Raw genomic sequence first — 15,141 nt, forward strand, 5'->3', positions numbered from 1 at the left:
CGTCCATGGGCCTGCTGGGACAGCAGGAACACCCCGAAGTGCGCGCCGCCGTCGAACACTGCCTGTCCGCCGCCAAAGCGGCCGGCAAGCCCGCCGGCGTCAACGCCTTCAACCCGGACACCGCCCAGCACTACCTCGCGAACGGCGCCAACTTCATCCTGGTGGGCGCCGACGTCGCCCTCCTGGCCCGCTCCTCAGAAGCCCTCGCCGTCCAATACACCAAGGCCAGCGGCATCCAGCCATCCCACGGCGGCACCCCCGCCAGCTACTGAAACACACTCTTTTAGGACTCTTCTTATGACTGCTACATCTGCTGCGATCACCTCGTCCGCCTCGCCTCAGCTTGAAGCGGCGCTGCTTGCTTCCGTGCCGACCGGCCTGTTGATTGGCGGGCAGTGGCGTGAGGCTTCTGACGGCGGTACGTTCGACGTGCACGATCCCGCCACCGGCAAGGTGATTGCCACCCTGGCCTCGGCGACCAGTGAAGATGCGGTTGCTGCGCTCGACGCCGCAGACGCCGTGCAAGCTTCGTGGGCGCGGACCCCACCCCGGGTGCGGGCAGAGATCCTGCGACGGGGCTTCGACCTGGTCACTGCGCGTGCCGAGGACTTTGCCCTGCTGATGACCTTGGAAATGGGCAAGCCGTTGGCTGAAGCCCGCGGCGAGGTCGCCTACGGGGCGGAGTTCCTGCGCTGGTTCTCGGAAGAAACCGTCAGGGACTACGGCCGCTACCTCACCTCCCCGGAAGGGAAGAACAAGATCCTGGTCCAGCACAAACCGGTGGGACCGTGTCTGCTCATCACCCCCTGGAACTTCCCGCTGGCGATGGCCACCCGCAAGGTCGCACCCGCCGTCGCGGCCGGTTGCACCATGGTCCTCAAGCCCGCGAAGCTGACACCACTAACGTCCCAGTTGTTCGCACAGACGATGATGGAGGCCGGGCTTCCCGCCGGCGTCCTTAACGTCGTATCCTCCTCCAGCGCTTCCGGGATCTCCGGGCCGCTGCTGAAGGACTCCCGGCTGCGGAAGGTTTCCTTCACCGGCTCCACCCCGGTGGGTAAGCGGCTTATGGCAGACGCGGCGCAGAATGTGCTGCGGACCTCGATGGAGCTGGGCGGGAACGCGCCGTTCATCGTCTTTGAGGACGCGGACCTGGACCGAGCAGTTGAGGGGGCCATGGCAGCCAAGATGCGGAACATGGGCGAAGCCTGCACCGCAGCCAACCGGTTCCTGGTCCAGGAATCCGTAGTTGCAGAGTTCACCGAAAAGTTCGCTAGCGCCATGGCCGCTCTGACCACCGGTAGGGGCACAGAGCCCACCACTCAAGTAGGTCCGCTTATTGACGCCGGAGCCCGCGACGACGTCCACGCACTGGTAAGTGCCGCCGTCGACGCCGGGGCCGTTGCCGTGACCGGCGGCGGACCTGTTGACGGGCCCGGCTACTTCTACCAGCCAACGGTGCTGGGCAACGTGCCAAACGGTGCCGCGATCCTGGGTCAGGAAATCTTCGGACCCGTCGCCCCGGTGACAACCTTCGCCACAGAGGCGGATGCGATCCGCCTGGCTAATGCCAGCGAGTACGGCCTGGCTTCCTACGTCTACAGCCGCGACTTCAACCGCCTCCTGCGCGTGGCCGAGCAGATCGAATTCGGCATGGTCGGCTTCAACGCCGGCGTCATCTCCAACGCCGCAGCCCCCTTCGGCGGGGTCAAGCAGTCCGGACTCGGCCGCGAAGGCGGCACCGAAGGCATCGCCGAATACACCACCACCCAATACATCGGCATCGCGGACCCCTACGCACGCTGATTCAGGCGACGAGGCCGCTGCCTGGGTGAGGGTTCATGGGGACGGGCGGCTGGCTCGTCCCCATGAACGAAGCCACAAGTGCCGGCCTGTCGGCAAGCTACTGCGTCGTCCCCGACAGACAACGACGCAAGAACAATTGGAGGACTACATGGCCCGTGGCCGACCACTGTTGAAGTCCCCCGTACAGGCTAAAGCGGAGGATCAACAGTTGAATTTCTTACCCCCAAATTACGCTGAGTACGTTCGCGACTGGACAATCCTGGCAGCAGGAGAAGAGGTCTCTATCGTTCAGGAGAGCGGTGCGGAATTGTCTGGGCGGGTTGATGCTGTGACAGCGGACGGGGCAATCCTCTGGGTGCACTTGGCGGGAGGCGCCGGACGGAGATTATTTACCCGCTCGGAAAGCGCCTACGTTTGGCGTGTCCCGGCGGGCGCTGACTGATCTGGACGATTCGGCGGTGGTAATGCATGCCGGATGTATGCGCCATCGAGCTTCGCAGAAGCAGTTTCTTAAGCTCAAGAGCACACATGCAGGATCGCGTTGCTGAAGAAGCAGCACTTTGGGCGACGGGCTGTCGTCGATTGTTTCCTTGCAGTAGAGGTCTAAACCTACTGAGACGGAAGGGGCGTCAGAGTCCGGGTATTAGCGGGCTGGGCCAGAATGCCCCACAGCGTGCGAATGGCGCGTTCAACTGCCTGCTCGTCCACGCCGGCGATAAGTTGGAGTACCAGCCCGTCGAGGGCAGCGAAGGCAGCCTGCGCTAATCCAGGTTCAGAGGAGAATCCAAGGCTGTCCAGCCCGGCGGCAAGCGTGGAAATGTAACTTTCATAAAGGTTCTTGACGGCACCGGCAAGTTCCGGCCGTCGTCTGGCCTCCAGAATCATCTCGTACTGGAACGTCTGCATGTCCGGGTTGTCACGAATCAAAGCCATGATGCTGCGGCAGAAGTCGTCCTCGCCAGCAGGCAGGTTTTGCAGCCCCGACAAACCTATTGACTGAGCTACTGACCACTGCAGCGCAGCCTCGATCAGGGCGTCCCGCGTGCCGAAGTGGTGGGCCACCAGAGTGTTATTGACACCTGCAACCTCAGCAACTGCGCGATAGGTCATACCACGCAATCCTTTGCGGGCCACTACGTGTACGGTGGCCGCGAGCAGCGCTTCCCGGCCTGTCCCATATCCGCTATGTGCAAAATCCATCATGTGCTGAGTTTAGTGGTTCAGACTTCCCGCAGGCGGACGGTTCGTGTCAGTCTCACTTCACTCGAAGTAAGACTTGACGAAAAAACTAAGCAGGTGCATAGTTGTCTATACGTGTTCCACTTCACAGCCTCCGCGTCCTAGACGCCATCGTTTTTTTCCTTTGAAAGGTTGCTCAGATGGCTGCTTCCACCTCAGCTGCCATCGCGGCACCGGCGCCGGAGTGCACACAACTCAATAAGACCCTGCACTGGCAGAGCTCCCTCGCCGTCCGGGGCAGGCCGGCCAGCCATGACCCCCTCCCCCACGCCGGTTCTGGTCGTCTGCTGGCACTGACGACTCTGCTCCAACCCACCAGTAACCCGAATCAATTCCCCTAGGAGAACCCATGAACGCAAACGTCTTCCACGGCCACCACAACGCAGCCAGTTATGAACCGTTCGAGGTCGGTCAAGTTCAGTGGCTGCGCCGCAACGGCGACGGCGGCAACGAGGCCCTTGCCTCCGGCGTCTGGTCGGTCACCCCCGACGACGCTCCCGAACCCTTCGACTTGACCAGCGAAGAAGACGAGACCATTTACATCGTCTCCGGGCACCTTCGGATCGAGGTGCTGGACGGTGAAACCCTCAACCTTGTTGCGGGTTCCATGGCGTCCTTCTCCAAAGGCGCTAAGACCCGTTGGACGGTCATTGAGCCAACCATCGAATTCTTCGTCTACAGCTAATCACCGGAAAGAATAAAACGATCATGACCACCGACAACGACGTCATCGTCATAGGCGCCGGCTTCGCCGGCCTGACAGCTGCCCGGGAACTGACAGCGAAAGGACACAGCGTACGGATCCTGGAAGCCCGTGACCGCATTGCCGGCCGAACCTGGCTCGACAACAGGATGGGACGCAACCTCGAACTCGGTGGGACCTGGGTCCACTGGGTGCAGCCGCATGTCTGGGCTGAAATGTCCCGTTACGGCATCGGAGTCGTCCCCGGACCTGAGTTTCAGACGGCCTACTGGTGGGCAGATGGGCAGCGTCATCAGGGTCCGGCCGAGAAGATCCTGGAAATTCTCGACGAACCAAACAAGTTGCTGCTGGGGCAGGCACGGGAACTCATACCCCTTCCCTATCAGCCTCTAAGCAATCCGGCCGTCAAAGGCGTGGACCACGAGAGCGTCTCAACCCGCATCGACCAACTCGGATTGGACGAAGAAACGCGACAGTTGCTGCGCACGTTCTGGTCCTTGAATTTCAACGGCCGCATCGAGGAAGCTGCTTTCACGCAGGCCTTGAGGTGGTGCTCTGCTGCCAGCGGTGACTGGATGCTGATGTTCGAAGCGTGCGCTACATACAAAATCCAAGGCGGAACTTCCGCTCTTGCCGAGGCCATGCTGACTGACAGCAAAGCGGAAGTGGAACTCAATTGCGTGGTCAAAAGGATCGACCATCACGAAGGGGGCGTCACCGTCACGACGGATGACGGAACCACATACGACGCCAAGGCTGTGATCGTCACCCTGCCACTAAATGCCCTGAACTCGATCGAATTTTCACCCGCCCTCTCGGAAAGCAAACAAGCTGCCGCGTCCCGCGGCCAGGCCGGACTCGGCGCCAAGCTGTGGATCAAAGTCAAAGGCAAATGGGACCGCTTCGTCGCCTTCGGCGGAGAGGACTGGCCGCTCAACTTTGTCCAATCCGAATACTTCGACGAAGATTCCACGACTCTGGTGGCCTTCGGTCCTGACGGCACGGCCGTCTCTGTTGAAGACACAGCAGCTGTCCAGGCCATCCTCGAACGGCTGGTTCCCGGAATTGAAGTCCTGGAAATCGCCGGCCATTCCTGGGTTGAGGACGAATATGCAAAGTCCACATGGCCGATGCATTACACAGGGTATCTCTCAGAGAACCTTGAAGAAATGCAGCGCCCGGAAGGGCGGATTTTCCTCGCTGGGGCAGACTACGCCAACGGTTGGGGCGGCTTCATTGACGGCGCCATCGAGAGCGGTCTTACAGCTTCACGCACCGTCCACGACGTTCTGACCTTTTAGAAAGAAACTACAGGGCTAGCCGTTCAGGTTCTGGCCCCTTAAGGAGTACCCATGGAATCGTATGATGCGCTTTTGGCGTCCATTACCCCCGCGTCCGGCCCCACGAAGACCATCCTGAACCCTGCTACGGGTGAGCCGGTAGGTGAGGCGCCCCTGCATGATCTTGAGTACCTGGAGCGGGTTGTTGCCGCTGCTGTCGCGGCGCAGCCAGCATGGGCTGCGCTGGGACATGAGGGCCGGTCCGCTGCGCTCCTTCGGGCCGCGGACGCGGTTGAACGCAGCGCTGAGGAACTTGCCCAGTTGCTTTCCCGGGAGCAGGGCAAGCCGCTGAACGGGCCCAACGCCCGTTTCGAAGTCGGCGCCTGTGCTGCATGGCTTCGGGCCGCGGCGACCATCCGCCTGGAGCCGGAAACCATCGTCGATGACGGTGAAACCCGGGCCGAACTGCACTACAAGCCCATCGGCGTTGTCGGCGCCATCGGACCGTGGAACTGGCCGATGATGATCACGATCTGGCAGATCGCCCCCGCCCTGCGCATGGGCAACGCCGCGGTCGTCAAGCCCTCGGGCAACACCCCGCTGAGTGTCCTTGCCCTGATCAAGGTCATCAACGAAGAACTCCCCGACGGCCTGCTCTCGGTGGTCTCCTGCGGCCGGGAGGTCGGCGCCCGTCTGACCAACCACCCCGCCATCGGAAAGATCATGTTCACCGGCTCCACCGCCGCCGGGAAGGCCATCATCAAATCCTCCGCGGACACCGTCAAGCGGCTAACCCTCGAACTCGGCGGAAACGACGCCGGCATCGTCCTGCCCGACGCCGATCCCAAGGCCATCGCCCAGGACCTCTTCTGGGGCGCCTTCATCAACACCGGCCAAACCTGCGCGGCCCTGAAGCGCCTCTACGTGCACGAAGACATCTACGACGCCGTGTGCGAAGAACTCACCGCCGTTGCCGCGGCGATGCCGATGGGCAACGGCCTGGACGAAAACAACGTCCTGGGTCCGCTGCAGAACAAGTCCCAGTACGACATCGTGGCCAACCTCGTGGACGCAGCCAAGGAATCCGGGGCACGCGTGCTGCTCGGGGGCAACCCCGACACCAACCAGCCCGGCTACTTCTACCCCACCACCCTGGTCGCGGACATCGACAACGACAACCCTCTCGTCGCCGAGGAACAGTTCGGCCCCGCACTGCCGATCATCAAATACAGCACCGTGGACGAGGCCGTCGAAATGGCCAACGCCCTGGACGTTGGACTGGGCGCCTCGGTCTGGTCCTCGGACCTGCCCGCCGCCCGCGAAGTCGCAGCCCGCATCCAGGCCGGCTCCGTATGGATCAACAAACACGGCGTCGTAGACCCCCGCATCCCCTTCGGTGGAGCCAAGCAATCCGGCTACGGCCTCGAATTCGGTGTCGAAGGCCTCAAAGCCCTCGGCATCCCCCAGGTCATCAACGGCTAAAACCATTCCAAAAAAGGGGCACTACATGCAGCCGCGTGCAGTGCCCCTTGCTTCTTGTTGGAACGGGAAGACGATCGAGCGGTTGCAATGTATGCCAGCTGAAGCCGACCGAGCACGTCGACAACTAGCGGCGCGGGGCCTTCCGTGTCGGTAGTTCAATGTGCGAAATGGACGCCAGAACTGCACGGTATTTACCTGCATAAGATCGACCGCACCAGGAACCGCAACCAACGGTCACCGGCCCAACGACAGATGGCTACCTTGCGTCATAGTGCGCAGACACTCCTCTTACCCGATGAGCACACATTGTTCCCAAGAAATTATCTCGATTTTCCAGTCTTCGAAAGGTCACCAGTGCTTCAGCCCTTAGTCCAAACCCACTCCGAATTTCGCTTGGCCATTTTTGTCGATGATCCACATAATCTGTGTCGGCTTTTGGAGCAGGCAGTACAGCGACTGATCCCAGCAGCTCTAGAACGCAGGCAGGGCATTCTCGTTACCCAAGTCTTTCCGCGCAACTACACCGCTGAAGTCCATCAAGACGTCCTGTGTGGGAAAGTCCAAGAAAGACGAAGCGACCCAAACGAGTTGCAGACCAACAGCATGACCTGAAAAGACACCCGCCGATCATTCATGCGGGGGCGGTTATCAGGGCTGGAGGCTCTAGTGAGGAGACTCGGGTCGCCTCCTCACCGGGCGGCCCCACTCTTGGTCCTCTCAGCGCCCACTCTCGCGCCTGCGCTGGCCTTTTTTGGTTTGGCTGCCCCTTGTCGATGGTTATTCTGCCCTGGGGCCGGTGCCCTCGCTGCGCTCGGCAGCGATGCATCCACGCCGCGAGTTCGTGAGACCAACGTCTGGTTGATAGTGCGATGAGAACCCACTCGTCCTGCCTCTATTGCCCCGATGTCTCCTCGAACCGGAGCCCTCGGATCCCGGCTGCAGCTCTTGCTCGATGCAGTCGGTGTCTGCAGTTAGCTTGAGCTACACCCAACCTGACGTCGGCGCCCCACCCGGGTCCTGTCACAACAGAGTCCATTCATTCTTTCCTGACAAGGTTACGGGTGGGTCATGGAACTCAACCTGACACGTGGGGGCGAAGACCCTGGGGGTCGATGCAGACGTGCGGAAGGTCGGGCCGAGGCCCAGGGCTGATTGAGTTCAGGACCATCTGAAGACTGGAGACTGCGGTGAGATGGCTTAGGTCCTCTGGCCCTCACGGCAGCGTCGAGGTCCGCGTTCACCGCTCGCACGTCGCCCACGACGAACCCGGGCAGCAGCTCGGAGCCAGGCTCGGGGAGGCGCTGCATCCGCGCGATGAATACTGCCCAGGTTTGACGGCAAATCGGCCATCGCTCGGTTGCCTCACGCATACACGGTTAAGGACATAGACCCGGAGGGCCGACGACGAGCAGGTGATGCCCTCCTGCGCCTCCTTGAGCGCAGAGCCCGGCAGGCCCAGGACCATGGAAGCCCGGCAGGGTCTGCTGGATGCCGGCCCCGACATCAATTAGGTAGCCGTTGAGGCTCAGCGCTCGCCCGCTCATGCCACACCCTGCAGGTGCCCGGTGGGGGCGGTGGGTGGCAAATAGTACTCTGACTCGCGGTTCGCCCCGGAAATCAGAATATTCTGGCCTAGTACCTGCCTCTGACACCGCGGTCAGATGGTTGCAGTCACGCTCAGCCGCTACCTGGTCGCGTAAAACGCAACAGCCGACGAGGCAGCGACGTTGAGCGAGTCGACACCGTTCATCATCGGAATTGTTACGCGCGCGTCGAGCGCCTGATCGGTCTCAGGCCTCAATCCTTCACCCTCGGTGCCGAAGACCAGCGCGAGGTTCTGATGGTCCTGCGCTACCAGCTCATCAAGCGTGATGGCACCTTCACCGAGCGACATACCGGCCACGAAATAGCCCGCTTCCTTGAGTACCTCAAGGTCCCCAGGCCAAGACTCGATCCGCGTCCACGGGACCTGAAACACCGTGCCCATCGAGACGCGGATGGAACGTCGGTACAGCGGGTCGGCGCACTGTGGCGAGACCAGGACAGCATCGACGCCGATGGCTGCGGCGCTCCGGAAAATCGCCCCAACGTTCGTGTGATCGGCAAGGTTCTCAAGTACCGCGATCCGTGATCGTCCTCGTAGCTGAGCGGTTTCCTGCCCTTGCACTTTGGAAGCACTGACCTTGGTGTGGTCCACGATGTCCTCCAACACGGCCACGCGGCGCGCACCGGCGAGGAGTTCCGGCAGTGGCACCGGGGCGGGCCGCTGCATCGCCGCCATCGCCCCGCGGTGCAGGTGGAAGCCGGTGATTTCCTCCAGCAACGCAGCCGAGCCAATATAGACGGGAACGTCAGGGTAGTCCCGGAAGACGTCGTCAAGGTCCGCCATCCACTTCTCTGCCAGGAAGAAGGACCGGGGCTGGTGGCCGGCCGCCAGGGCCCGGCGCAGGACCCGCGACGATTCGGCGATGTACATCCCCTCGGCCGGCTCGCGGAGCTTGCGCAGGTGGACGTCGGTCAGCGTGGTGTAGTCGCTGACGCGCGGGTCATCGGCGGATTCGAGGTAGTGGAAGGTCACCGGGTGATTATTTCAGCAGGTTGGCGATCATGACGCCCAGGGCAACGATGCCCAGGCTGAAGATGACCGCCCGGAGGACGCGCGGCGAGAGCTTCCGGCCAACCTTGGATCCCATCAGGCCGCCGATGGTGGAACTAATGGCGATCAGCAGCACCACCAGCCAGTTGATCCGGTCAAAGGCGAAGACCAGGTAGGAGACGGCGGCCACCATGTTGACGCCGAGAACCAGGATGTTTTTCATGGCGTTGGCGTTCTGGATGGTCCCGGTGAGGAACACCCCGAGGATGCCCACCAGCAGGATTCCCTGTGCGGCAACAAAATATCCGCCGTACACGCCGGCCAAATACACCAGCACCACCAGGAGGAACCCGTGGCGCTTGTCCCGTACGGCGTGCTCCGGATTGGCCTCGCGGTTGCGGACCCAGTCCTGGAGCCTGGGCTGGAAGACCACCATCAGCAGCGCCAGTACCAGGAGCACGGGTGCGACGTAGTGGAAGACCTGTTCGGGCAGGTGGAGCAGCAGCCAGGCCCCGGTGATGCCGCCGAGGACCGACGCCGGCAGGAGGCGGAGCACCTGGCGGCCCCGGCCTGCGAGCTCCCTGCGGTAGCCGAACGCACCCGCAGCGGTACCCGCCACGAGTCCCATGGCGTTGCTCATGGAGGCCACGACCGGGGCCACCCCCAGGGCGATGAGGACAGGGAAGGTGACAAGAGTCCCGGAGCCAACTACTGCATTGATGGTGCCGGCCCACAGGCCGGCAATGAACACAACGGTGCTGCTGAAGAATTCCAAAACGGTGAGTCAGGCGTGTTCTAGCGGCGCGCTGTTGCGGTGTAACGGCCTGCGTTTTCAGACACGTCCAGGGGAAGGCCGAAAGTGGTGCTCAGGTGTTCTTCGGTCAGGACCTCGGTGATGGGCCCGGCGGCCACCACGCCACCGTCCCGCAGCAGCATGGCGTGCGTGAACCCGGGGGGGACTTCTTCAAGATGGTGGGTGACCAGGACCATGGCCGGAGCTGCCTCGTCGCGGGCAAGCTCGGCAAGCTTGTGGACCAGTTCTTCGCGGCCGCCGAGGTCCAGCCCGGCGCCGGGCTCATCCAGCAGGAGCAGCTCGGGATCCGTCATCAGGGCGCGGGCGATCTGGACGCGCTTCCGCTCCCCCTCGGACAGGGTGGCGAAAGTCCGGTTGAGCAGCGGTCCCATGCCCCAGTCGTTCAAGAGCCGGAAGGCGCGCCGTTCGTCGTCGCGTTCATACCCTTCCCGCCAGCGGCCGGTGACACCATACGCCGCGGTGACCACCACGTTGAGGACGTTCTCATGCTCGGGGATATGGGTTGCAAGGGCTGCCGAGGAAAGGCCAATGCGAGGCCGGAGCTCGAAAACGTCCACCCGGCCCAGGACTTCGTCAAGGATGCCTGCGGTGCCGCTGCTGGGGTGGAGACGGGCTGCCGCAATCTGGAGGAGAGTGGTTTTACCGGCACCGTTGGGGCCTAGGATGACCCACCGTTCGCCCTCGTTGACCTGCCAGTCAACCTTGTCCAGCAGGGTTTTCTTACCTCGGACAACGCTGACGGAGTCCAGTTCCAGAACATCACTCATAGGAATAGACACTAGGACAAAAAAGATGATGACTGATAACCGGTGTGAAGCTCCCCCGGAGCCCCTGGAGGGCGGGCGCGCAATGAATTCAGGGTACCCCGGTGCCGCTCGATAAGATTGCAGGCATGACTTCGAACGTGACTGCGGTCAGCTATGGCCAAAATTTGACCTCCAACGGGCTGGAGCAGCTGCGTTCCGTCCTTGCCTCGCAGGGCGCCGAGGTGCTGTCCGAGACTGGGCTGGGTGATGGCCGCTACCAGGTGTCCGTGGCCGAACTCACCCTTCCCGACGCCACGGCAGCCGGGCTTGCGGCCCTGCGGCGGGCAGTGGCGGAGTCCGCGATCGAGGGTTTTGACACCGCACTGGTGCCGGCAAGCCTGCGCGCCGCCGAGCGGAAGCTGCTGATCATGGACGTCGATTCCACCCTGATCCAGCAGGAGGTCATCGAGCTCCTGGCCGCCTACGCCGGCAAGCGGGAGGAAGTGGCCGCCGTGACCGAAGCCGCCATGCGCGGGGAACTGGACTTCGCCCAGTCCCTCCACGCCCGGGTGGCCGTCCTCGCGGGGCTGCCGGCCGACGTCGTCCATTCCGTCCGCCACGAAGTGAAACTCAGCGAAGGCGCCGCCGAGCTGGTGGCCGCGTTCAAGGCCGCAGGCCACGTGGTGGCCGTGGTATCCGGCGGCTTCAACCAGATCCTCGCGCCGATCGCCGCGGACCTTGGCCTGGACTACTGGCAGGCCAACGAACTGGAGATCGTGGACGGCGCGCTGACCGGGAAGGTGCTCGGCGCGGTGGTGGACCGGGCTGCGAAGGAGAAGTACCTGCGCGAATGGGCCGCGGCTGAGGGTATCGCCCTTGAACACACCGTGGCCGTGGGCGACGGCGCCAATGACCTGGACATGCTCGGCGCCGCCGGCATCGGGGTGGCCTTCAACGCCAAGCCGGCCGTGAGGGCGGTAGCGGACGCCGCAGTGAACATGCCCTACCTGGACGCCGTCCGCTACGTCGCTGGCGTCTGAGACACTGTTAACCAACTGATGGGCCCCGCTTGGCGGGGCCCATCAGTTGGTTAAGGGGTGCAGCACCTGACGGTTACTGGGCGCCCTTGCCGAAGTAGTCCGCGCCGCCGGCGTACTCGGTGTGGCCGGACTCGACGTCGGCCGTTGCCATGCCGGCCACAACCTGGGCGAATTCCTCCACTGAGTACAGCTTCCCGGCTTCGGCGCGGCGCGCCTCGATGGCACCTGGCGTGGAGCGGTCCAGGAGCGTGGCGGTGACGGTGCCCTCGATCATGTCGCCGGAGACCACCACCAAGGAGATCCCCTTCTCCGCGAGGTTGGGGATCAGCTCGCGCAGGGCGTCCTCACCGGCGCGCTTGCTGCGGGCCACGGGCTCGTAGGCTTCCATGGTGGGCACGGTGTTGATGAAGTGGGCCTGGTGGCTGGTGACGAACACCACGCGGGAGCCTTCCTGCATCAGGGGCACTGCGGCATTGAGCATGTTGACCTGCGCGTCACGGTTCAGCTTGAGCGCGTAGTCCTCCCCCATCCCCGTTTCCATGCCGCCGGAGGCATTCAGGACCAGGATGTCCAGGGACCCGAAATTCTCCATGGCTGCGCTGGCCAGCGCCTGCACGCCTTCCTGTGTGGTGAGGTCGGCGCCGACGGCTACCGCACGGCCGCCGTCAGCCTCGATTCCCTGCACCACTTTGTTGGCGCGGGGCGCCTTCTGGCGGTAATTTACGACGACGGCGGCGCCTTCCGAGGCGAGGATCTTGGCTACGTCGGCGCCGATGCCCCGCGATGATCCGGTGACGATGGCCGTCTTGTTGTCCAGCAGTCCCATACGAGCTTCCTTTGTTCGAAACATCCAAATCGTTGTGGCCTGCAGTCCATCATGCCAGCGGCTGTTCCCAATGCCTTTGTCCGACGTCGACAAATAAGGGCCACCGGGCTAGTGCACTGCAGGGCCGTGGGCAGGACCAGTCAGTGTCCCATGCCCAGGCCGCCGTCCACCGGGATGACAGCTCCGGAGATGTAGGCGGCTTCGTCGCTGGCGATCCAGCGGACCACATTGGCAACTTCGGAGGCTTCGGCGAAGCGGCCGGCGGGAATGCTGGCCAGGTAGTCCTTCTGGGTGGCTTCGGGGAGTTCGGCGGTCATGTCAGTGTTGATGAAGCCGGGGGCCACAACGTTGGCGGTGATTCCGCGTGAGCCAAGTTCGCGGGTGAGGGACCTGGCGACGCCCACCAGGCCCGCCTTGGATGCGGAGTAGTTGATCTGCCCGGGAGCGCCGTAGAGGCCGGACACCGAGGAAATCAGGACAACGCGGCCTTTGCGGAGCCGGATCATTCCCTTGGACGCGCGCTTGATGACGCGGAACGCACCGGTCAGGTTGGTGTCGATGACAGAGGTGAAGTCGTCCTCGCTCATGCGCAGCAGCAGGGTGTCCTTGGTGATGCCGGCGTTGGCCACCAGTACCTCCACCGGACCGTGCGCGGCTTCCACTTCCTTGAAGGCGGCGTCCACGGAGGCCTCATCCGTCACGTCGGCCTTGACGCCGAGGATTCCGTCCGGAAGCTGCGATTCGCTGCGGTAGGTCACGGCCACTTTGTCGCCGTTGGCCAGGAATGCCTGCGCGATGGCCAGGCCGATACCCCGGTTTCCGCCGGTGATCAGGACGCTGCGGGCTGCGGAAACTGCTTCAGTCATAGAGGGGCTCCGGTTTTCTGCGGCAGGCTGCGCCGCGGTTGCAGTGAGTGGTTTGGGCTGCCTCCGATCTTAGCGGCAGGCCCGGTACGGGTTTGGGCAGCACTGCCGATGGTGCGAGAATTGAGGGAAGCCTTTGGAGCGTGATTATTCACCGTGACCCTTGAAAACCATGCGGGACATTCCGCGCCCGAAGAACCGGGCCGGTTCTCCGGCGATGCCGAGGTACACAGCATTACCGAAGCTGCTGGAGCGCACTCGGAGGATATGCGCCAGCGGATGATCAAGTACGCCCTGGCGATGGGCATCCGCATGGTGTGCCTGGTCATGATTTTCGTGGTGGACGGCTGGTTCAAGATCATTGCGGTGGCCGGTGCGGTCTTCCTGCCCTGGGTGGCGGTGGTCATAGCCAACGGCAACGACAAAGCCGAAGGGCACAGTGACCTGCTGATCGATTCCGCGCCGCTGGCCGAGCTCGAAAGCCCGGCTCCCCCGGCCGAAGATGAAGAAGCAGGAAGTGCCGTGCTTCAGGGTGAACTGGTAACAGACGACGAGGAACAGGGACACGGAGAGGAGCGGCAGGGGCCATGAGCATTTTCGATTTCGCAGCAGGATCGGATCTGGCATCGGAGGCAGCTGCACTCTGCTCACGCAAAGCCTGCAGGGCTGAAGCGTCCTGGCAACTCCTCTGGAACAACCCCAAGATCCATGCTCCCGAACGGCGGAAGACCTGGCTAGCCTGCGCCGAGCATAGGGAATGGCTGGAGGACTATCTGCAAACCCGGGGCCTCTGGAAGGAAACCCTTCCCCTGCAGGCGGACGCCGGCCCACTGGAGCAGGACATCTGAATGTACCGTTTCCTCTTCTCCAGCAAGTGGCTGGGCTATCTCCTGCTGGCCGCCATCTTTGCCACGGCGTGCGTCTTCCTTGGCCGCTGGCAGATGGACCGCCGCGCCGAGACCTTGGCTGAAATCAACCGCGTGGTCAACAACTACTCGGCAACGCCCATCCCGTTCTCCCAGGCGAAGGACCAGTTCGCCCAGCTGGACCCGGCCAAGGAATGGACCCAGGTTGAACTCAAGGGAACGTACGATGCCGCCGGCCAGCGGGTGGTGAGGAACCGGCCCCTCAACGGCCAACCCGGTTACGAGGTTGTTGTCCCGTTCCGGCTGGACAGCGGTGAAACCGTGGTGATCGACCGCGGCTGGCTGCCCATCGGAAACAAGAATCCCGGCAGTCCGGATTCGGTGCCGGCTCCTCCGGCCGGTGAGGTCACCGCCGTCGTGCGTTTGAAGCATGGCGAGCCGGAACTGCAGCGCGGGGCACCCACGGGACAGTTGGCGTCCATCGACCTGCCCACCTATGCATCGCAGCTGGGCTACCCGCTGTTCACGGGGGCGTATGGGCAGCTGGCCTCGGAAACTCCTGCTGCGGCTGACATGCCGGTCGCGTTCCCCAAGCCGTCAACGGACGAAGGGACCCACCTGTCCTACTCCTTGCAGTGGTTCGCCTTCGGTGTGCTCATGTTCGTCGGCTTCGGTTATGCGGCGCGGCAGCAGGCGCGCAACGCCGCGATCGACGCCGAGGATGATGAGGAGGCGTTCGCTGACGGGGCCGTCCATTCCGCTGTCCCCGCCGCCCGCCGTCGGCCGGCACCGCCGCGGAAGCGCACCAAGGCGACGGCCGAGGAAGAGGAAGACGCCCTCCTGGACGCGCAGGGGTTCTAGGGCATGGAGTACGACGCCG

Annotated in this window: 15 protein-coding genes; 9 read left to right on the forward strand and 6 right to left on the reverse strand. The window is 63.2% G+C overall.

Annotated elements, in window-relative coordinates; genetic code table 11:
- On the forward strand, positions 1-272 hold a 272-nt coding region (locus AB4Y79_RS19900; protein ID WP_441865566.1), incomplete at its 5' end, for an aldolase/citrate lyase family protein.
- A gap of 25 nt (positions 273-297) precedes the next feature.
- Positions 298-1,806 carry an NAD-dependent succinate-semialdehyde dehydrogenase gene (locus AB4Y79_RS19905; protein ID WP_441865569.1) on the forward strand — a complete coding sequence of 503 codons (1,509 nt, stop codon included), beginning with the start codon at positions 298-300 and terminating at the stop codon, positions 1,804-1,806.
- A 609-nt stretch (positions 1,807-2,415) separates the two neighbouring features.
- Here the strand turns inward: AB4Y79_RS19905 and AB4Y79_RS19910 are convergent.
- The gene (locus AB4Y79_RS19910) at positions 2,416-3,009 is read right to left on the reverse strand and encodes a TetR/AcrR family transcriptional regulator (RefSeq protein WP_441865572.1); all 594 of its coding nucleotides are present in this window, start codon (positions 3,007-3,009) and stop codon (positions 2,416-2,418) included.
- 385 nt (positions 3,010-3,394) lie between these two features.
- On the opposite strand from AB4Y79_RS19910, the gene AB4Y79_RS19915 reads away from it, so the two are divergent.
- Genes AB4Y79_RS19915 through AB4Y79_RS19925 form a run of 3 tightly spaced genes read left to right on the forward strand, consistent with a single transcriptional unit; the run spans position 3,395 to position 6,510 of the window.
- The gene (locus tag AB4Y79_RS19915) at positions 3,395-3,730 is read left to right on the forward strand and encodes a cupin domain-containing protein (protein ID WP_441865575.1); all 336 of its coding nucleotides are present in this window, start codon (positions 3,395-3,397) and stop codon (positions 3,728-3,730) included.
- Positions 3,731-3,753: 23 nt separating this feature from the next.
- Positions 3,754-5,049, forward strand: coding sequence for a flavin monoamine oxidase family protein (locus AB4Y79_RS19920; protein ID WP_441865577.1), 1,296 nt, complete (start codon positions 3,754-3,756; stop codon positions 5,047-5,049).
- A 51-nt stretch (positions 5,050-5,100) separates the two neighbouring features.
- The gene (locus AB4Y79_RS19925) at positions 5,101-6,510 is read left to right on the forward strand and encodes an aldehyde dehydrogenase family protein (RefSeq protein ID WP_441865580.1); all 1,410 of its coding nucleotides are present in this window, start codon (positions 5,101-5,103) and stop codon (positions 6,508-6,510) included.
- A 1,684-nt stretch (positions 6,511-8,194) separates the two neighbouring features.
- Here the strand turns inward: AB4Y79_RS19925 and AB4Y79_RS19930 are convergent.
- Genes AB4Y79_RS19930 through AB4Y79_RS19940 form a run of 3 tightly spaced genes read right to left on the reverse strand, consistent with a single transcriptional unit; the run spans position 8,195 to position 10,687 of the window.
- Positions 8,195-9,088, reverse strand: coding sequence for a TrmH family RNA methyltransferase (locus AB4Y79_RS19930; RefSeq protein WP_441865583.1), 894 nt, complete (start codon positions 9,086-9,088; stop codon positions 8,195-8,197).
- Between the two features lie 7 nt (positions 9,089-9,095).
- Complete coding sequence (locus tag AB4Y79_RS19935) at positions 9,096-9,881, reverse strand: sulfite exporter TauE/SafE family protein (RefSeq protein ID WP_441865585.1); 786 nt, start codon at positions 9,879-9,881, stop codon at positions 9,096-9,098.
- 20 nt (positions 9,882-9,901) lie between these two features.
- Positions 9,902-10,687: an ABC transporter ATP-binding protein gene (locus AB4Y79_RS19940; RefSeq protein ID WP_441865588.1), complete on the reverse strand. Its 786-nt coding sequence runs from the start codon at positions 10,685-10,687 to the stop codon at positions 9,902-9,904.
- 125 nt (positions 10,688-10,812) lie between these two features.
- On the opposite strand from AB4Y79_RS19940, the gene serB reads away from it, so the two are divergent.
- Positions 10,813-11,706: a phosphoserine phosphatase SerB gene (gene serB / locus AB4Y79_RS19945; protein WP_441865592.1), complete on the forward strand. Its 894-nt coding sequence runs from the start codon at positions 10,813-10,815 to the stop codon at positions 11,704-11,706.
- A gap of 73 nt (positions 11,707-11,779) precedes the next feature.
- On the opposite strand, the gene AB4Y79_RS19950 is transcribed toward serB, so the two are convergent.
- Together AB4Y79_RS19950 and AB4Y79_RS19955 are read right to left on the reverse strand one after the other, a co-directional pair.
- Positions 11,780-12,532, reverse strand: coding sequence for an SDR family oxidoreductase (locus AB4Y79_RS19950; protein ID WP_441865595.1), 753 nt, complete (start codon positions 12,530-12,532; stop codon positions 11,780-11,782).
- A gap of 140 nt (positions 12,533-12,672) precedes the next feature.
- On the reverse strand, positions 12,673-13,398 hold the full coding sequence (locus AB4Y79_RS19955; RefSeq protein ID WP_308930987.1) for a beta-ketoacyl-ACP reductase: 726 nt from the start codon (positions 13,396-13,398) through the stop codon (positions 12,673-12,675).
- Positions 13,399-13,551: 153 nt separating this feature from the next.
- Here AB4Y79_RS19955 and AB4Y79_RS19960 point away from each other — a divergent pair, with 153 nt between their 5' ends.
- Genes AB4Y79_RS19960 through AB4Y79_RS19970 form a run of 3 tightly spaced genes read left to right on the forward strand, consistent with a single transcriptional unit; the run spans position 13,552 to position 15,122 of the window.
- Positions 13,552-13,986: a DUF3099 domain-containing protein gene (locus tag AB4Y79_RS19960; protein WP_441865598.1), complete on the forward strand. Its 435-nt coding sequence runs from the start codon at positions 13,552-13,554 to the stop codon at positions 13,984-13,986.
- Complete coding sequence (locus AB4Y79_RS19965; RefSeq protein WP_441865600.1) at positions 13,983-14,243, forward strand: hypothetical protein; 261 nt, start codon at positions 13,983-13,985, stop codon at positions 14,241-14,243. Before AB4Y79_RS19960 ends, AB4Y79_RS19965 begins: the two co-directional genes overlap by 4 nt.
- Complete coding sequence (locus AB4Y79_RS19970) at positions 14,244-15,122, forward strand: SURF1 family cytochrome oxidase biogenesis protein (RefSeq protein WP_308930990.1); 879 nt, start codon at positions 14,244-14,246, stop codon at positions 15,120-15,122.
- The last annotated feature ends 19 nt before the right edge of the window (positions 15,123-15,141 follow it).

The sequence above is a fragment of the Pseudarthrobacter sp. YAF2 genome (assembly GCF_052113345.1).
Lineage (GTDB): Bacteria > Actinomycetota > Actinomycetes > Actinomycetales > Micrococcaceae > Arthrobacter.